Here is an 18608-nt window from a genome sequence, read left to right as displayed (position 1 = left end):
GGCATGTGATAAAGTTTTATCAAGGTGTATGCACTTTACAGGCAACCATGGCAGCGACCGGCCCAGCGCCGCTCATTTTGCCTGCAGGTTCGGCAAAACTCCGCCGCCGCCGCTTTGCCTGACCCGTTTCGGAACCAACCGGCCTTTGCGGGCTTATCAAACGCCTGCCCGGCCCACCGCCCCTGCCCGATCGAACAGCGCTTCTTCGTAAAGCCTTTTGGTGAAAGTTCTTTTCTACAGTGACCCCAGCTTCCGCGCGCCCATCCTTGCAGACCGCCCCGCCCGGCAGCCAGCCTTTGCGCGTTGTCAGCTATAACATCCGCAAAGCGGTTGGCACGGATCGCCGGCGCGACCCGGATCGGGTCTTGCGGGTTCTGGCTGAGGTCGGGGCCGATATCGCGCTGCTGCAAGAGGCCGATCTGCGGCTGCCTCCCCGCCGCCCGGTGCTGGATCCCGTTGCGATCAAAGCCGCAACCGGGATGGCGCCGGTGCATTTTGCCAAAGGGGTGGCGATGGGTTGGCATGGCAATGCCCTGCTGCTCGCGCCGCATATCAAGCTGCAAGCATTGGCCCTGCATGACCTGCCGGGGCTTGAGCCGCGCGGCTGTCTGGTGGCCGAGGTGCAGCGCGGCGATCAGCACCTGCGGGTGGTCGGCGTGCATCTGGGGCTTTTGCGCGGCTCACGCCGCCAGCAATTGACCGCGCTCTTGCGGCATCTTGGCCAGGATCCGCTGCCCACCTTGATTGCGGGCGATTTCAACGAGCGCTCCTTAGAGGTCGGGCTTGGCCGGCTCTCGCGCCAGTTTACCATCCTTTCCGGCGGCCCCACCTATCACAGCCGCTGGCCGGTCTTTGCGCTGGACCGCATGGCCGTGAGCGAGGGCATTCAGCCGCTGAACATCATCGCCCATCGCAGCGCCGATGCCGATACCGCCTCCGATCACCTGCCCTTGGTCGGAGATTTTACGCTATCCGCTGCGCAAACCCGCAGCGCAGGCGGCGCGCCCTAAAGCCGCCGCCCGCGAAAAGCTTACAGCATCCCCGGCACAACCTGATCCGGCGGCCGGTGGCCATCGGCGAAGGTCTTGATATTGATGATGACCTTCTCCCCCATCTCCAGCCGTCCCTCAATCGTGGCACTGCCCATATGCGGCAACAAGACGACATTGGGGACTTCGCGCAGGCGCGGGTTGATCTCGGTGCCGTTCTCGTAAACGTCCAAGCCCGCCCCGGCCAGCTCTCCCGCCCGCAAAGCGCGCGTCAAAGCATTCTCATCCACCACCTCCCCGCGCGAAGTGTTCACCACCACCGCCGAGGGTTTCATCAGCTTCAGCCGCCGCGCGTTCAAGAGATGGAAGGTTGAAGGCGTATGCGGGCAGTTGATCGAGACGATATCCATCCGCGCCAGCATCTGATCGAGGCTTTCCCAGTAATTCGCCTCCAACTCCGCCTCGACCTCGGGGCGATGACGACGGCGGTTGTGGTAATGCACCTGCAAGCCAAAGGCGCGGGCGCGCCGCGCCACCGCCATGCCAATCCGGCCCATGCCCAGAATGCCCAAACGCTTGCCCGCCAAACGGCTGCCAAGGAAGGCCGTCGGCGACCAACCGTCCCATTTGCCCGATTGCATCACCGCCAGCCCCTCGGGGATGCGGCGGGTCGCGGCCATGATCAAAGCCATCACCATATCGGCGGTGTCTTCCGTCACCACACCGGGCGTGTTCGAGACCAAAATCCCCCGCTGCCGCGCCGTGGCGACGTCAATATGATCCACGCCCGCGCCGTAATTGGCGATCAGCTTCAGCTTTGGCCCCGCCTGCGCGATCAGCCCCGCATCGATCTGATCGGTGATTGTCGGCACCAGCACATCCGCTCGTGCCATCGCCGCGCCCAGCTCTTCACGGCTCATCGGCAGATCCGGATCACGCAATTCTACGTCGAACAGCTCCTTCAGGCGCGTCTCAACAACATCGGGCAGTCGTCGCGTGACAACAACATTCAGGCGCTGGACTGGCATCGTTTCTCCCCCGGGGTCTTCCAAATCGATCACTCATCGGTCACAGTGGCGGGAAGCGGGGCGGTTCACAAGCCCCCGAGACTTGGGGCAATGGCGGACAAGCGGCGATAATCGCGCCGTCCCCCGTCCGCTTGGAAGAGGCAAGATCATGCGGATCGCCACGTCAATCGCAGCTGCGGCCTTGGCCACAAGCCTGTGGAGCTTGGGCGCAGCCCAGCCTGCGACCGCTCAAGACGCCCCCCAAGACGCAACCGAAACCGAGCTTCCCACCGCGCCAGCCGACGGCAACCCTGACGCAACGTCAGAGGCCGCCCCTGCCGCCGCTGCCACGCCCAGCAAAAAGGGCAAGGAATGCCAGCCCGGTTTTGGCTGCGTGACGAACCTGCCGCTGCCGCGCTTTGTCAGCCTCAAAGGCGATGAGGGTAATGCAAGGCGCGGTCCCGGCCTCACCCACCGCATCGATTGGGTCTTCACCCGCCCCGGCATGCCGCTGCGCATCACGGCCGAGTTCGACAATTGGCGCCGCGTCGAAGACCAAGACGGCGCGGGCGGCTGGGTGCATTACGCGCTTTTGTCCGGCACCCGCTCGGTCACCATCACCCTCGACATGGCCGAGTTGCGCGACTCGCCCAACCCCAATGCCCATGTTGTCGCCCAAGCCGAACTCGGCGTGATCGGCCGCATCTTGCAATGCCAGCCTGAATGGTGCCGCATCCAATCCTCGGGCGAGCGCGGCTGGATCCAGAAATCCGCGCTCTGGGGCGTCAGCCCTGACGAAATCATCGAGTGAGCCTTGCGCCCCCTGCGGGCTATCGCTAGCAAGCCGCTTCACTTTTCGACCGACGAGGGCAAAATGGCAGATCGCGACACGCGCCTGACATGGACGGCTGGCTTTGCTTCTGTGGCGGTTTCGGCCATTCTGGTTGGACTCAAGCTCTGGGCGCTCTCGGCCACCGGCGCTTTGTCGATCGCCGCTTCTCTGGCCGATTCCGCACTTGATCTGATGATGAGCATCGCGGCGGCCACGGCGCTTGTCTACGCTGCCCTGCCCGCCGATGAGGACCACGCCTTTGGCCATTCCTCCGCCGAAGATCTTGCGGCTTTGGCGCAATCTTTGTTCATTTTGGTCTCGGCCGGGTTGATCGGCTGGTCCGCCGTCCACCGGCTCATGACCCCCGAACCCACCCATATCTCCGACGAAGGCCTTGGCATCGCGGTGATGTTGATCTCAATGGCGCTCACCTTGGTGCTGGTCTGGTGGCAAGGTCGCGTCGCCAAACTCACCGGCAGCAAAGTGGTTGCGGCCGACCGGCTGCACTACCTTGGCGACCTTTTGCCCGGCATCGGTGCCGTTCTGGCGCTTTACGCCTCGTCCAAATGGGGCGTGACATCTATCGACGGCTGGGTCGCGCTCGCCGCCGCTTTGGTCATGGCCTATGGTGCCGTTGGCATCGGTCGCGGCGCTTGGGATGCGCTGATGGACCGCCGCGCCGATCCACAGATCATCGCCTCCATCGCCGAGATCGCCAGCAATTGGCCGGGCGTCCACGGCTTTCACGACCTCAAAACCCGGACGGCAGGCCGGCGCATTTTCGTCCACTTGCACATCGAGCTTGATGGCGAACAATCCTTGCGTGAGGCGCATGAGATCGGGGCCGGCCTGCGCCGCGCCATCCTGCTCGCCTACCCGCAAGCAGATGTGATCATTCACAAAGATGTGGCCCCAACCGCCGATCACCCCGGCACCTGAGCGTCAAACCCCAGCCAAAACGCCAACGGCGCTCTCGCCCCAAATGGCCTGTCAAGGTGCCGATCCCCGGCCCTTCCCACGCTAAACATTCATTTTACAATAAGAATATCTCCGCGTGCCGGCGGCTTCACCGCAGCCACCGGCACGCGGCTCTGTGCGACACGCGCGGGCCTGGCCAAACCGGTGCTTGATCAAGCGCACTTCCGCAATGCGCTCCATAGAAAGCTTGCGCTTTGTGAAAGCCACTGGCAGATTATGCAGGTGTATAACAAGGCCACTGCACAATGAAGGTAGACCGCCGCCCCTATCGCCGAGAAAGCGAGGACAGCCGCCGCGAGGCGCTGATCTCTGCCACTCAAAGCTTGGTGGCCGAGGGCGGGCCGCGCGCCGCCACTGTGCGCGCCATCGCCGACCGCGCCGGGGTCACGCCGGGCCTGATCCGGCATTACTTCGGCTCCAAGGATGAGTTGAGCCGCGCCGCCTATCGCCAGTTGATGGACGGCATGACCGACAAGGGCTCTGAGGCGCTGGCCGAGCTTGGCGCTGCCGCCCCCGCCCGCCTTGCCGTCTTCGTCGCCGCCGCGCTGCGTCCTCCGGTGGTCGATGGTGCCGCCGTTGGGCTTTGGGCGGGCTATCTGCATATGGTGCGCGCCGATCCCGGCCTGCAGGCTGCGCATGAGGCGGGCTATCTGCGCTACCGCGACACGCTCGAAGGTCTGATCCGCGACCTCGCCCGTCCCGACATAACCCCCGCCCAGACCCGCGCCGAGGCGATTGCCTGCAATGCGGTGATCGACGGACTTTGGCTTGAGGGCGGTGTGCTGCCGCATCTTTTCACCTCTGGTGAATTGGTCCGCATCGGCCTGACTTCCGTTGGCGCCATCCTTGGCGTCAACCTCTTGAACGAACAGAGCTTTGTTCCCGAACTTAGCCTCGCCTCTCTTGGTTAGTTGCGCCGTAACGCCCCCCGTTTCCCCCGCTTTACCCCGCCCCAGTGGCCCGCAATCGCAGCGCTAAGCCGCTTGAAGGCTTGGCCCCTCTGCCAACCGCGCGCCGCATTGGCGTCAGCGACGAAAAGACACGAAGGATCTGACGCATGAGATTTGCAGATGTGACCGACCGCCTCGCCGGACTTGGCTCGGAGAAATGGGAGGTCCACACCTTGGCGCGCGCGGCCAAGGCCGAAGGCCGCGCGGTGATCGAGCTGACCATTGGTGAGCCCGATGCCCCGACCCCGCCCGAGTTGATTACCGAAGCGGGCCGCGCCATGTCTGCTGGCCGCACCGGCTATTCCAATGGCCGGGGTGAGCCCGCCTTGGTCACCGCCCTTGCCCGCCGCTACAGCGCGCGCCGTGGCCGCACCATCACCGCCGATCAGGTGATCTGCCTGCCCGGCACCCAGACCAGCCTCTACGCCACGCTGCGCACCCTTCTGCAAGCGGGCGATGAGGTCATCGTCGGCGATCCGATGTATGCCACATATGAAGGCCTGATCGCGCAAACCGGCGCCAAAATGGTCCCGGTGCCGCTGCGCCCCGAGAACGGCTTTCGCATGGCGGCAGCGGATGTTGAGGCGCAGATCACCCCGCGCACCCGCGTCCTTTTCCTCAACAGCCCGCACAACCCCACGGGCGCCGTCCTGCGACCCGAAGACATCCGCGCCTTGGGGGCGGTCGCGCAAAAGCACGACCTCTGGATCCTCGCCGATGAGGTCTATGAGGAACTGGTCTTCCCCGGCGTGACCTTCACCTCGCCCTTGGATTTCCCCGAACTGGCCGAGCGGGTGATCGTCGCCTGCTCAATCTCAAAATCCCATGCCGCCCCCGGCTTCCGCTCGGGCTGGGTCATCGGGCCCGAGGAATTCACCTCCCGCCTGCTGCCGCTTTCCGAAACCATGCTCTTTGGCAGCCAGCCCTTCATCTCTGACATGACCGCTTTGGCCGTCTCGTCCCCCTCGCCCATCGCCCCCGGCATGGCCGCCCGCTTCGCCGCCCGCGCCGAGATGCTGGTGCAAGCGCTTGATGGCAAACAAGGTCTGCGCGTCCATAAGCCCGAGGCTGGCATGTTCGCCCTTGTCGATATCCGCGCCACCAGCCTATCGGGGCGCGACTTCGCGCTCTCGCTTTTGGACAAGCATGATGTCGCCGTCATGCCCGGCGAAAGCTTTGGTGAAGGCCTGCGCGGCTGGCTCCGCCTCTCCCTCACCGTCGAAGACGGGCTCATCACCCGCGCGGCGGAACGCATCCTTTCCCATGCCGCCACTTTGCAAGGAAAAGCCGCATGAGCACTCTGGGCGAGCGTCTGGTCGAGGGTCTCGCAGCCCGTGGCGTCGAGGTGGTCTTTGGCATCCCCGGCGTCCATACGATTGAACTTTACCGCGGATTGGCATCGGGCCAGATCCGCCATGTCACGCCCCGGCATGAGCAAGGCGCGGGCTTCATGGCCGATGGCTATGCCCGCGTCACCGGCAAACCCGGCGTGGCTTTCGTGATCACCGGGCCGGGGATCCTCAACACCCTGACCGCGATGGGCCAAGCCAAAGCCGATTCCATCCCGATGCTGGTAATCTCGGGCGTCAACCGGCGCAGCTCTCTTGGCAAAGGCCTTGGGCTTTTGCACGAACTCCCCGATCAGGCCGCGATGGTGCGGCCCCTGTGCCATTCGGAGCGGATCGAAGACCCGGCCGATCTCGGCCCCGCCTTGGACCGCGCCTTTGCCGCCATGTTCGGCCCGCGTCCCGGCCCCGCCCATATCGAGATCCCCACCGATGTGATGGGCCTGCCCTGCCCGGCCCTTCCCGCCCCCGTGGCTCCGCCCGCAGCGCCGCAAGCCTCCCCTGAAGCCTTGCAGCAAGCCGCGCGCCTTCTCAACGCCGCGCAGAACCCGGTGATCCTTGCCGGTGGCGGCACCCGCCGCGCCGAAGCCGCCCTGCGCGCCTTGGCCGAGGCGCTGGACGCCCCGGTGATCCAAACCGTCAACGCGCGCGGTGCCATGCATGGCCATGCCCTGACCGTCGCCGCCTCGCCCAGCCTTGCGGCCACCCGCGCGCTGATCGCCCAATCCGATGCGATCCTCGCCCTCGGGACCGAGCTTGGGCCGACCGATTACGATATGTATGTGAACGGCCAGTTGCCGGATCTCTCCGCGATGATCCGCGTCGATCTTTGCGCCCAGCAACTCGCCCGCCACAAAGCGCAGCTGCCGATCCAAGCCGATGCAGCAGGTTTCATGGCAAGCCTCCTGCCGCTTCTGACGCAAAAGCAGGCCCAAGGTGCGACCCGCGCCGCCACAGCCAGCGCCGCCGCCCGCAAGGAACTTGGCGATCTCCACCCCGAGATGCCGGGCCAGCTGACAATGGTCGAGGCGATCCGCGACGCCCTTCCCGGCACGCTGATCGTCGGCGACAGCACCCAACCGGTCTATGCCGCGAACCTTTGCTATGACCACGACCGCCCCGGCGGCTGGTTCAACGCCGCCACCGGCTTTGGCGCGCTTGGCTATGGCCCCGGTGCCGCCATCGGGGCCGCCGTCGCCAGCGGCGCCCATGTCACCTGCCTCATCGGCGATGGCGGCTTGGGCTTTGACCCGGCCGAGTTGCGGGTGGCGGTGGACGAATCCCTGCCCATCACCTTCCTCGTCTGGAACAACGCCGCTTACCGCGAGATCGCCGAGGCGATGATCGGGGCGCAAACCAAGGTCATCGGCTGCGACCCCAGCCCCTTCGACATGAAGCACTTCGCCGCCGCATGCAGCCTGCCCTACCAACAGGTTGCCCAAGACCCACAAGAGCTGAAGAAGGCCCTGCGCCAGCCGGTGAACGGGCCAAGGCTGATCGAAGTCACGGTAAAGATCGACCGCTGAACCCGATTGGCGGCTGGCAACAGCCGCCGATGACCCTATTTAGACTGGCGGTTGGCCACAGCCGCCATCATCGGCGCCAGCACCAAGATCAGCATCAGCGCGACCGCCGCAAAGACAAAGGCATAGCGCAGCCCAAAGGTGCCCGCGATCACACCCAGCATCGGCGGGCCGAAGAAATAGCCGAAATAGCCAAAGAGCGTGGCCCGCGCCACCGCCCGCCCCCGCGCCTCATCGGGGCCAAGCCGACCGACCAGCGAAAACACCGTCGGCGCGATGACCGAGGCCCCAATCCCCATGACGACAAAGCCAACATAGGCCATCGGCGGCGAAACCGCCGTTGCGGCCAGCATCGCGCCAATTGACGCGATCACTGCGCCGCCTTTCAACAGCCGGAACGGCCCGAAACGCTCGGCCAAACCATTGCCCGCCAGCCGCGCAAAGCCCATCGTCAAAGCCAAAGCCGCCGGCCCCATCGAGCCTTGCTCGGGGCTGCCGCCCAAGGTTTGCTCGATATGCAGCGCCGACCAGCTCTCGGCGGCATTTTCCGTCAGGAAAGCCACCAGCACCATGCCGCCACCCAAAACCGGCAACATCCCCAGTCCCGGCCCGCCACCGCCCTTCGGCGCGCGCAAACCCGCGATCCGGCCATCGCGCTCGATCGTCATGATTGCAACGACAAAGGCCACACCCGCCATCGTGCCCAGCACCATAGCCGGAGACCACTCGGCCCCGCGCATCACCCCGGTTGCAATCGCGCCGCCCGCATAGCCAAAGGAATAGGCCGCATGCGAAAGGCCCATCAGATGCAGGCCCCGCTCATGCTCAATCTGCGCGGTGCGCGCGTTCATCAACACATCCGTAAGGCCCGTCGCCGCGCCACAGCACAGCATCGCCAATGGAAAGAGCCACAGGATCTGCACCTGACCCGGCAGAGCAAAGGCCAAGGCCATCAGCACCGTCGCCACCGGCAATGCCACCCGCCCCAAGGCCGTGCCGATCCGCGGCGCCAAAAGCATCGCCACCACACCGGCAATCGGGGTGAACAGCATCAGCATGCCCAGTCGCGTCTCATCCACGCCCAGCATGGTTTTCAGATCCGGCAGGATGGCGGCAAAGCTGCCCCATAAAATGCCCATGACCGAAAAGGCCGCAATCGTAGGCCGCGCGGCCCGCAAGGATAGCATCATCGACATCAGGGCACTCCAATTGCCCCCTGACTAGCCGCTCGGCGCAAAGCGCGTCCATCCTTGCCGCGACATTCCGTAAAATGAGACCGTCGTTGCGCTGCCTCGGCACCACCCCAAAAGCCGCTTTGTCGCGGCGAAAGGCCCCTCTTGCGGCGTCCTGCGCAAAGCCATACCAAAGCCATACGCAATACATACGTCAAACAGACCCGGTTTTGACGCCCCGTCGTTTGCACCTGCCCGCTTTTGCGGCGTGATGGATTCCCTCTTTCCCCGCAGGCCAATCCCCGCTATAGCCCCCCGGTCGCGCCATGCACCCTTGGAGGATGGCGGACTTCATTATTTAGGAGACTACCTATGGCTCGTGAGATCCCGGATCTTCAGGCTGTGGTGCGGACGGGGACAGGCAAGGGGGCCGCTCGTCAAGCTCGTCGTGAGGGCAACGTACCCGGCATCATCTATGGCGACGGTAAAGAACCGACCGCTATCAACTTGAACTACAACTATCTTTTGAAGCGGCTCCGTCAGGGCCGGTTCCTGCAAACGCTGTTCAACCTCAAAGTTGAAGGCCAAGCGGACCAGCACGTGATCTGCCGCGGCGTCCAGCGCGATGTCGTGAAAGACCTGCCGACGCACGTCGACTTCATGCGCATCCATGACGAATCGCGCATCAACCTCTTCATCCACGTTGATTTCATCAATGCGGACAAGGCTCCTGGCCTGAAGCGCGGCGGCACGCTGACCGTGATCCGTCACGAGGTTGAGCTGGAAGTTGTGGCTGGCGACATCCCGGACCACATCACCGTGGATCTGGAAGGCCGTCAAATCGGCGATGTCATCCACATCGAAGACATCACCCTGCCGAAAGGCGCACGTCCCACCGTGGCGCGCAACTTCGCTGTCGCGAACATTGCAGCACCCTCGGGTCTGGCCGCTTCGGGCGACGAAGAAGCCGAAGCCTGATCTTCAGGTTCTCGACCGCTTTGGGAAAACGGGGGGCTTCGGCTCCCCGTTTTTCATTTGTAGAACCAAGCTGTTAGGCGGTGCTTCCCTGGTCATAAGCCGCATCGGTTGAGGCCGCGGCCCAAGGCCGCTATACCCGAAACTAAGCTTTCGTCCCGCGCGGACCCATCAGGAGCAATGCAGATGAAACTCTGGGTCGGTCTGGGCAATCCGGGCGCGAAATATGCCGCCAATCGCCACAACATCGGCTTTATGGCTTTGGACCGCATCGCCTCGGACCACGGGTTTTCGCCTTGGCGCAAGGCCTATCAGGGGCTGGTCAGCGAGGGTCGCTTTGGCTCGGAAAAGGTGGTGCTTTTGAAGCCCGAGACCTTCATGAACCTCTCGGGCCAATCGGTCCGTGCGGCGGCGGATTTCTACAAGCTAACCGTCGAGGATCTTACGGTTTTCCATGATGAGCTGGACCTTTTCCCCGGCAAGCTGCGCCTGAAACAGGGCGGCGGTCATGCCGGACACAACGGCTTGCGCTCGATCCACGGCCATATGGGCGAGGCTTATGCACGGGTACGCATGGGCATTGGCCATCCCGGCCATAAAGACGCCGTGGCGCATTACGTTTTGCATGATTTCAACAAGGCCGATCAGGATTGGCTCGACGATATCCTGCGCGGCATCTCGGACGGCGCGGCCTATTTGGCCGCCGGAGACGGTGCGAAATTCATGAATGCCGTCGCGCTGCGCACCGCCCCTCCCCGGCCCTCAACCGGTACGGCACCCGAAAAGGCACCTAAGGAAAAGCCTGCCGCATCAAGCGCTAAGGAAAGCGCCGCGCCTGCGAAAGCGCCCGAGGCCGAGGATACCCGCAGCCCAATGCAAAAGCTGATGGACCGTTTCCGCTAAGCCAATCCTTGCGAAAACCGGCCACTGCCTTAGCGCTTGGTTGCCCATCTCGCCGAAGCCCCCTAGTTTTACACCTATGACAGATGCTTTGCCCCAGAACGCTCATCCGCAAACCCTCGCCCCATCGCTGGCGCTGATCGAAGAGCTTGCGCATGAGGCCGTCGCCAATCTGCCCGAGCCTTGGCGCGGTCCGGCCAGCCAAGTCGTTCTACGGATTGAAGATTTCGCCTCGGATGAGGTGATTGAGGCGATGGACCTGAATGACCCGTTTGAGCTGACAGGGCTTTACGAAGGCATTCCACTGACCGAGAAATCCACTGCCGATCAGGTGATGCAGCCCGATCTGATCTGGCTTTTCCGCCGCCCGATCTTGGACGAATGGTGCGAGCGCGGCGATGTGACCATTGGTGAGCTGGTCACCCATGTTTTGGTGCATGAGATGGCGCATCACTTCGGCTGGTCGGATGCCGAAATCGCCGCCATCGACCCTTGGTGGGAATAAAGGTCGGCGGCACAATGCCGGGTTGACGCGGCTGTGAAGTCAAATTCTGCCAAACCGGTCTAGACTTTGGATCTTTCGCAGGAGGATCCGCATGACCGCTTTCTCGCGCCGTCAGGCCTTACTGGCCACCGCCACCCTTCCCCTCGCCCCGATCATGGCCGCTCCGGCCCATGCCAAAGCCGATCCACAAGGCCGATCCATGCCGCTTTTCCACCGCTTCGCGCTGGGTGACTTCGAGGTGACCACGCTTTTGGCAGGCACCAGAACCACCGACAAGCCACAAGAGACTTTTGGCCTCAACGCCTCGGCCGAGGAGTTTGCGGCTTTGGCGGCCGAGAACTTTCTTCCCGCTGAAAAGACACAGAATTTCTTTACGCCGGTTTTGGTAAACACCGGGGCAGAGCTGGTGCTTTTTGACACCGGCCTCAGCGCCGAGAGCACCGGGGCGGCGCTGCAAGCGACCGGGATCAGCCTCGATCAGGTCGATCTGGTGGTGCTGACCCATATGCACGGCGACCATATCGGCGGGCTAATGGCGGCGGATGGGGTGACCCCTGCTTATGCCAATGCGCGCTATGTGACGGGCGCGATCGAGCACAACCATTGGTCTGCGGCGGGCAATGAGGGCTTTGATAAAAACGTCCGCCCCTTGGCCGAGAAGATGACCTTCCTTGACGATGGCGGCACGGCAGCCCCGGGCATTTCAGCGGTTTTGACCGCCGGTCATACCCCCGGCCATATGGCCTACCGCATCGAGAGCGCAGGCCAGCAATTGATGCTGACCGCCGATTGCTGCAATCACTTCGTGTTTTCCCTACAGCGCCCCGATTGGGAGGTGCGCTTTGACGCCGATAAGGCGATGGGCGCGGCGACCCGCAAAGCGGTTTTCGGCATGCTCGCCGCCGAGCGCATCCCCTTCATCGGCTACCACATGCCCTTCCCCGGCGTGGGCTATGTCGAGGCCAAGGGCGAGGGCTTCCGCTTCGTGCCGCAAAGCTACCAGCACCTGATTGAGGGCTAAACGACAAAGGCGGCCCTTTTGGACCGCCCTTGATCTATCGGAGCGGCTGCGCCGCAAGTTTAGATCTCGCCTCTGCGCGTACCGCGCAACCGGCTCGGGGATTGCGCTCCGCGCGGGGGATATTTTCGGTTCTGAAAGAGGGGGTAGACTTTTCAGAACCGAAAGTCATTAGCCGCGCAGCTTGGCAGCGACTTCGACGAGGCGTTTGGCTTGGTGGCCGATGGCCGCTTTGGCCTTATCATCAAACTCAGCGCCTTGGGTGTGGCTATAGCCATAGGGGTTGCCGCCCGCTGCAAAGATCGAGGCATCGGTATAGCCCGGAGCGGCGATCACCGCGCCCCAATGCATGAAGGAGGTGTAAAGGCCCAAGATGGTGGCCTCTTGCCCACCATGCAGGTTGCCGGCACTGGTCATGGCGCTGGCGGCTTTATTGGCCAGATGGCCTTGGTTCCAGACCGGGCCAAGCGTGTCGATGAAGGCACGCACTTGGCTTGAGGCTTGGCCGTAGCGGGTCGGGGTCGAGAAGAGATAGGCATCGGCCCAGACCAGATCCTCGGGCGTCGCAACGGGGATGTCTTTTTGCTTGGCGGCAGCGGCTTTCCAGCCGTCTTGGCTGTTCACGACCGCTTCGGGTGCGGTCTCGGCCACGCGCAACAGGCGCACTTCGGCGCCCGCAGCGCGGGCGGCTTCTGCCGCAATCTCGGCCATAGCGTGGTTGGTGCCATAGGTGGAATAATAAACGATGGCGAGTTTAACGGCTGACATATGTTCTCTCCGACCTGCAGTTTTGAATGCGTTGTTAACAAAACACCTAAGACCGACAACCGGTTCCGCCTATTCCATGCTTTCGCGCAGTGATCGTGCGGCTTTGCAGAGGACAACCGTCCCCGCTAAAAGCCGGGGGCATTCTGCCCCCGGCCCCCCTGAGAGTATTTAACTCAAGATGAAATCAATCTTGAGCTTTTCATCTTGACCGAAATACTCCCGCCGGAGGCAAGCGGCCGCAAGGCCGCTCCGCTTTACCCGGCCGAGCGATCGCGCCAACGGTTGGCAATCGGATAACGACGGTCGAGCCAGAAAGCTTTTTGCGTCAACCTTACGCCGGGGGCCGATTGGAAGCGTTTGTATTCCGCGAGATACAGCAGATGCTCCACCCGTTTGACGGTGGCGAGAGCGAAGCCCTGCGCCACCAGCTCGGCCACCGAGAGATCCTTTTCCACGAGCCCTTCGAGGATCGCATCCAGCTCTTCATAGGGCGGCAGGCTGTCTTGGTCGGTCTGATTGGCGCGCAACTCAGCCGAGGGCGGCTTTGAGATGATGCGCGCCGGGATCACCTCACCGGCGGGGCCAAGCATCCAAGGCCGATGCGTCTCATTGCGCCATTTCGCCGTGAGGAACATGCGGGTTTTATACATGTCTTTCACGGGGTTATAGCCGCCGTTCATATCGCCATAGATCGTGCAATAGCCGACCGCCATCTCGGATTTATTGCCGGTGGTCAGCAGCATCTCGCCAAATTTGTTCGACAGGGCCATCAAGAGAAGCCCGCGGATGCGGCTTTGCAGGTTCTCCTCGGTGACGCCCTCTTCGAGGCCCTCAAACAAAGGCGCCAAGGCCGCCGTCACCGCCGCTTGCGGGCCTGCGATCGGCAAAGTGTCAAGCTTGCAGCCCAAGGCGCGGGCGGCGGCGCTGGCGTCTTCCAGCGAATGCGCCGAGGTAAATTCTGAGGGCAGCATCACGCAACGCACATTCTCCGGCCCGATCGCATCGGCGGCGATGGCGGCGACGATGGCACTGTCGATGCCGCCAGAAAGCCCCAGAACCGCCTTTTTGAACCCGGTTTTGCGCATGTAATCGGCCAGACCAATGACACAAGCGCGGTAATCCGCCTCGCCAATCGGCGGCAGCGCGGCCTTGGTGCCGTGATCGGCGCGCCAGCCCTCAGCCGTGCGGTGGAAGGTCACCAGTTCCACCGCCTCATCAAATTGCGGCATCTGCACGGCGAGTTGGCCGCCGGGGTTCAGCACCATGGACGAGCCATCAAAGACCTGATCATCCTGCCCGCCGACCATATTGAGATAGACCAAGGGCAGCCCGGTCTCGACCACGCGCTCGACCATCAAGTTCAGGCGCAGGTTCGGCTTGCCGCGATGATAGGGCGAGCCATTGGGCACCAGCAGGATCTCGGCCCCGGTTTCTTCCAAAGTCTCAGTCACATCAGGATGCCAAGCATCCTCGCAAATCGGCGAGCCGATGCGCACGCCATTGACCACATAGGGCCCCGCCACATCGGCCGAGGCAAAGAGCCGCTTTTCATCAAAAAGCGAGTCATTGGGCAGGTGATGCTTCAGCACCGTCGCCGTGGCGCGGCCCGCTTGCAGCACATACCAAGCGTTGAAAAGCTTGCCGCCGACCAGAGCCGGGCCGCCGATCCCCAGCGCCGGGCCATCGGCGCATTCTTGCGCAAGCGCCTCGATCCCGGCGATTGCCTCACGCTGGAAAGCCGGCTTCAGGATCAAGTCTTGGGTCTGGTAGCCGGTGACGAACATCTCGGTCAGCGCCACCATATCGGCGCCCGCCGCCTTGCCTTTCGCCCAATAATCACGGGCTTTGGCAAGGTTGCCGGCAATGTCGCCCAGCGCCGGATTGGCCTGCACCAGAAACAGACGGAAGCGATCGGTCATCACAGGGTCTCCCAAACTCTCCTTGCGCTTCTAGCCGCCCCGCTTGCCACCGCCAAGGCCAACGGCATACCCTGCGACCGGATTCGCACCGATGGAGACCACGATGCGTCAGCTTTCCGCGATCATCATTGCAGCCGCCCTCAGCGCTGCCCCCGCCTTTGCCCAATCCGAGGGCGAGGTGGTGAGCAAAAGCTATGACGATGGCTCGATTTATGTCGGCACCTTCAAGAACGGTCGGCAGGATGGGACGGGCACTTACACCCTGCCCAGCGGCTATGAATATACCGGCGAATGGGTGGCCGGCGAGATCAAGGGCCAAGGCAGCGCGAAATACCCTAATGGCTCGGTCTACACGGGGCAGTTTGAAAAGGGGCAACCGCATGGCAAGGGCAAGATCGCCTTTGCCGATGGTGGCACCTATGAGGGCGATTGGCTGCACGGCAAGATGACCGGGCAAGGCGTGGCGCGTTACGCCAATGATGCGGTCTATACCGGCGGCTTTGAAAACGGCCAGCACCACGGCCAAGGCGTGATCGAGAATCCGGGTGGCTATCGCTATGAGGGCGATTGGCTGGCCGGAGTGAAAGAGGGCCAAGGCAAGATCACCTATGCCGATGGCACCGTCTATGAGGGCGGGCTGGTCAAAGGGGAACGCGCGGGCAAGGGCACGTTGATCATGCCCAATGGCCTTACCTATACCGGCGATTGGGCGGCGGGGCAGATCAATGGCACTGGCAAGCTCACCCAGCCCAATGGCGATGTCTATGACGGCCCCTTTGCCAATGGTCAGCGGCAGGGCCAAGGCCAAGTCACCTATGCTTCGGGCGATGTCTATAAAGGTGGATTCAAGGAAGATCGCCGCCACGGCCAAGGGATTTTCACCGCCAAGGATGGCTTTCGTTACGAAGGCTCATGGGTTGAGGGGCGGATGGAGGGCACCGGCTCGGTGACCTATCCCGATGGCTCGGTTTATGTCGGCGCAATGGCGGGGGACCTCGCGCAGGGGCAAGGCGCGATCACCTATCCCGATGGCTCGACCTATACCGGCGCTTGGGAAAAAGGCGTTATCCAAGGCAAGGGCCGCGCCACCTATGCAAGTGGCCTGATCTATGAGGGCGACTTTGTGGATGCCCAGCCGCAGGGCCAAGGCGTGATGAGCTATCCCGACGGCTATCGCTATGAGGGCGATTGGAAGGCCGGCGCGCGTGAGGGTGTGGGCACAGCCACCTATCCCGATGGCACTGTCTATAAGGGCGATTTCAAAGCCAATCTGCGCGCGGGCCAAGGCGAGATCACCATGCCAGGTGGCTTTGGCTATATCGGTGCTTGGGCCGAGGGCGAGATCCACGGCATCGGCAAAGCCACCTATCCCGAAGGCGATATTTATGAGGGCAACTTCGAAAAGGGCCGCCGCTCGGGCCAAGGCAAACTGACCTACAAAAGCGGTCAAGTGGCAGAAGGCATCTGGCAAGACGGTATCCTGACCGCCGCCCCGGAAGGCACGCCCGAAGCCCCAGCGGACGGCGCGACCCCCGCCGAAGGTGCCGCCCCTGCGGCAACCCCTGCCCCCGAAGCCCCTGCGACTGAGGCGCCCGCAACGCCTTAACCTCGGCGCGGCGGATAACGCAGGCCCGGGGGCATTCTGCCCCCGCCCCTTTAGAGGATATGTTCATTCTGAAAGAGGGCGAAGGCCTTGCTCCTCATTCAGAACCTTAAATATCCCCGCCGGAGGCTCCGCCCTTTCTCAAAAGAACAGGCGCCAGCGTGAGGCGCGCGCCCAGAAAGCCTCGCTGAAAAAGCTGCGCATTTGCGACGATCCCCTCTTTTCATCGCGCCAAAGCTGAATATAGTCCGGGGCATGACCAAGGATTTGCACATTCGCCACCAGACGCCGGGCCTGCGCCCGTCGCTTGCCCTTGGCCTGCTTCTTCTTAGCCGCCTCTGAGCGTGCCCTTGGGCGCGACCGCTCGGAGGTGATCAGCGCCCACAGCCACAAAGCAAGGGTCAAGTGACCCGGCAGGTTGGCACCGCAACTGGCTAAGATAAAAGGATTTCTCAAATGACCGATACCGCTTCGCAACCCCGCGTTTTGATTTTCGACACCACTTTGCGTGATGGCGAACAATCGCCCGGCGCCACCATGACCCATGAAGAGAAGCTGGAGATTGCCGGCCTTCTGGATGAGATGGGCGTCGATGTGATCGAAGCGGGCTTCCCGATCGCCTCGGACGGCGATTTCGCCGCCGTATCCGAGATCGCCAAACGCGCGAAGAACTCCACGATTTGCGGTCTGGCCCGCGCCAATCTCCGCGACATCGACCGCGCTTGGGAGGCGGTGAAACACGCCAAATCGCCGCGGATCCACACCTTCATCGGCACCTCGCCCTTGCACCGGGCGATCCCCAATCTGGACATGGACCAGATGGCCGAGCGCATCCATGACACCGTAAGCCACGCCCGCAACCTGTGCGACAATATCCAATGGTCGCCGATGGATGCGACCCGGACCGAGCCGGATTACCTCTGCCGCGTGGTCGAGATTGCGATCAAGGCTGGCGCCACCACGATCAACATCCCCGACACCGTCGGCTACACCTATCCGATGGAATCGGCCAAGATCATCCGCATGCTCCTCGAGCGGGTGCCGGGCGCCGACGAGATCATCTTCGCCACCCATTGCCACAATGACCTTGGCATGGCGACGGCGAACTCCCTCGCCGCTGTCGAAGCAGGCGCACGCCAGATCGAATGCACGATCAATGGCTTGGGCGAGCGCGCGGGCAATACCGCGCTGGAAGAGGTGGTCATGGCCCTGCGGGTGCGCAATGACATCCTGCCCTTCCGCACCGGCATCGACACCACCAAGATCATGCACCTCTCGCGCCGCGTCTCGACCGTCTCGGGCTTCGTGGTGCAGCCCAACAAAGCGATCGTCGGCAAGAACGCTTTCGTCCACGAATCGGGCATCCACCAAGATGGCGTGCTGAAGAACGTGGAAACGTTTGAGATCATGAAGCCCGAGCATATCGGCCTCACGGTCAAGAACATCGCCATGGGCAAGCACTCGGGCCGCGCCGCTCTGCGCGCCAAGCTCAAAGAGCTGGGCGTTGAGCTGGCCGATAACCAGCTGAACGATGTCTTCGTTCGGTTCAAGGCTTTGGCCGACCGCAAGAAAGAGGTCTATGACGAGGATCTGGTCGCTTTGGTCTCGGATGAGCAGACCAATGATGCGCATGAATTCCTGCAGCTGAAGAAACTGCGGGTGATCTGCGGCACCGAAGGCCCGAATGAGGCCGAGATGACCCTCACCATTGACGGCGTCGATCACCAGATCGATTGCACCGGCGACGGCCCGGTCGACGCGGCCTTCATGTGTGTCAAACAGCTCTTCCCGCATTCGGCCCGGCTGCAGGTCTATCAGGTCCATGCCGTGACCGAAGGCACCGATGCCCAAGCCACCGTCTCGGTGCGGCTTGAGGAAGACGGCCGCATCGTCACCGGCTCTTCGGCCGATACCGATACGATCGTCGCCTCGACCAAGGCCTATATCAACGCGCTGAACCGGTTGATCGTGCGGCGGCAGAAAACCGCGCCGGGTGAGGACACCAAGACCGTCACCTATCACGGCTAAGAGCTTCAGCTCTGATAAAGAAAACGGCGTGCCCTTGGCGCGCCGTTTTCTTTCATAGGCCGCCACGACAAAGCGGCCAAAGCTTGACCAGCCCC

At 63.0% G+C, this 18608-nt stretch carries 16 protein-coding genes; 12 read left to right on the top strand and 4 right to left on the bottom strand.

Translation table 11 applies throughout. The features are described from left to right. Window positions 1–239 precede the first annotated feature (239 nt). Window positions 240–1010, top strand: a complete 771-nt coding sequence (locus tag Q9295_RS06985; protein ID WP_306679804.1) for an endonuclease/exonuclease/phosphatase family protein — start codon at window positions 240–242, stop codon at window positions 1008–1010. 20 nt (window positions 1011–1030) lie between these two features. Here Q9295_RS06985 and Q9295_RS06980 read toward each other — a convergent pair whose 3' ends face one another. Then, window positions 1031–2017 carry a 2-hydroxyacid dehydrogenase gene (locus Q9295_RS06980; protein WP_306679803.1) on the bottom strand — a complete coding sequence of 329 codons (987 nt, stop codon included), beginning with the start codon at window positions 2015–2017 and terminating at the stop codon, window positions 1031–1033. 148 nt (window positions 2018–2165) lie between these two features. Between Q9295_RS06980 and Q9295_RS06975 the strand changes: the two genes are divergently transcribed. The 5 genes from Q9295_RS06975 to Q9295_RS06955 all read left to right on the top strand — a co-directional run bounded on the left by Q9295_RS06975 (window position 2166) and on the right by Q9295_RS06955 (window position 7628). Further along, on the top strand, window positions 2166–2807 hold the full coding sequence (locus tag Q9295_RS06975) for an SH3 domain-containing protein (RefSeq protein ID WP_306679802.1): 642 nt from the start codon (window positions 2166–2168) through the stop codon (window positions 2805–2807). A gap of 63 nt (window positions 2808–2870) precedes the next feature. Beyond that, window positions 2871–3767 carry a cation diffusion facilitator family transporter gene (locus Q9295_RS06970; protein WP_306679801.1) on the top strand — a complete coding sequence of 299 codons (897 nt, stop codon included), beginning with the start codon at window positions 2871–2873 and terminating at the stop codon, window positions 3765–3767. 284 nt (window positions 3768–4051) lie between these two features. Then, window positions 4052–4717 (top strand): TetR/AcrR family transcriptional regulator, encoded by a 666-nt coding sequence (locus tag Q9295_RS06965; protein ID WP_306679800.1) that lies wholly within the window; start codon window positions 4052–4054, stop codon window positions 4715–4717. Between the two features lie 146 nt (window positions 4718–4863). Next, window positions 4864–6051 (top strand): pyridoxal phosphate-dependent aminotransferase, encoded by a 1188-nt coding sequence (locus Q9295_RS06960; protein WP_306679799.1) that lies wholly within the window; start codon window positions 4864–4866, stop codon window positions 6049–6051. Beyond that, complete coding sequence (locus Q9295_RS06955) at window positions 6048–7628, top strand: 5-guanidino-2-oxopentanoate decarboxylase (RefSeq protein WP_306679798.1); 1581 nt, start codon at window positions 6048–6050, stop codon at window positions 7626–7628. The genes Q9295_RS06960 and Q9295_RS06955 overlap by 4 nt, the downstream gene beginning before the upstream one ends. A 35-nt stretch (window positions 7629–7663) precedes the next feature. On the opposite strand, the gene Q9295_RS06950 is transcribed toward Q9295_RS06955, so the two are convergent. Further along, window positions 7664–8821: an MFS transporter gene (locus tag Q9295_RS06950; protein WP_306679797.1), complete on the bottom strand. Its 1158-nt coding sequence runs from the start codon at window positions 8819–8821 to the stop codon at window positions 7664–7666. 348 nt (window positions 8822–9169) lie between these two features. Between Q9295_RS06950 and Q9295_RS06945 the strand changes: the two genes are divergently transcribed. The 4 genes from Q9295_RS06945 (at window position 9170) to Q9295_RS06930 (ending at window position 12198) form a co-directional block, all read left to right on the top strand. Beyond that, window positions 9170–9775 (top strand): 50S ribosomal protein L25/general stress protein Ctc, encoded by a 606-nt coding sequence (locus tag Q9295_RS06945; RefSeq protein ID WP_306679796.1) that lies wholly within the window; start codon window positions 9170–9172, stop codon window positions 9773–9775. Between the two features lie 183 nt (window positions 9776–9958). After that, a complete protein-coding gene (gene pth, locus Q9295_RS06940; protein WP_306679795.1) occupies window positions 9959–10675 on the top strand; it encodes an aminoacyl-tRNA hydrolase in 717 nt (238 codons plus the stop codon). A gap of 76 nt (window positions 10676–10751) precedes the next feature. Then, window positions 10752–11177 (top strand): metallopeptidase family protein, encoded by a 426-nt coding sequence (locus Q9295_RS06935; protein WP_373457435.1) that lies wholly within the window; start codon window positions 10752–10754, stop codon window positions 11175–11177. Between the two features lie 91 nt (window positions 11178–11268). After that, window positions 11269–12198: an MBL fold metallo-hydrolase gene (locus tag Q9295_RS06930; protein WP_306679793.1), complete on the top strand. Its 930-nt coding sequence runs from the start codon at window positions 11269–11271 to the stop codon at window positions 12196–12198. A gap of 168 nt (window positions 12199–12366) precedes the next feature. Here the strand turns inward: Q9295_RS06930 and wrbA are convergent, their stop codons facing one another. Next, entirely contained in the window at window positions 12367–12963 is a 597-nt protein-coding gene (gene wrbA / locus Q9295_RS06925; RefSeq protein WP_306679792.1) for an NAD(P)H:quinone oxidoreductase, read from the bottom strand. 254 nt (window positions 12964–13217) lie between these two features. Further along, the gene (locus tag Q9295_RS06920) at window positions 13218–14882 is read right to left on the bottom strand and encodes an NAD+ synthase (RefSeq protein ID WP_306679791.1); all 1665 of its coding nucleotides are present in this window, start codon (window positions 14880–14882) and stop codon (window positions 13218–13220) included. A 103-nt stretch (window positions 14883–14985) separates the two neighbouring features. Between Q9295_RS06920 and Q9295_RS06915 the strand changes: the two genes are divergently transcribed. Together Q9295_RS06915 and Q9295_RS06910 are read left to right on the top strand one after the other, a co-directional pair. Continuing rightward, on the top strand, window positions 14986–16488 hold the full coding sequence (locus Q9295_RS06915; RefSeq protein WP_306679790.1) for an MORN repeat-containing protein: 1503 nt from the start codon (window positions 14986–14988) through the stop codon (window positions 16486–16488). A gap of 453 nt (window positions 16489–16941) precedes the next feature. Continuing rightward, complete coding sequence (locus Q9295_RS06910; protein ID WP_306679789.1) at window positions 16942–18513, top strand: 2-isopropylmalate synthase; 1572 nt, start codon at window positions 16942–16944, stop codon at window positions 18511–18513. Window positions 18514–18608: the final 95 nt, after the last annotated feature.

Source organism: Pseudogemmobacter lacusdianii, from assembly GCF_030848395.1.
GTDB lineage: Bacteria > Pseudomonadota > Alphaproteobacteria > Rhodobacterales > Rhodobacteraceae > Pseudogemmobacter > Pseudogemmobacter lacusdianii.
The sequence above is the reverse complement of the archived record's forward strand: the minus strand, read 5'-3'. Positions and strand labels throughout refer to the sequence as shown.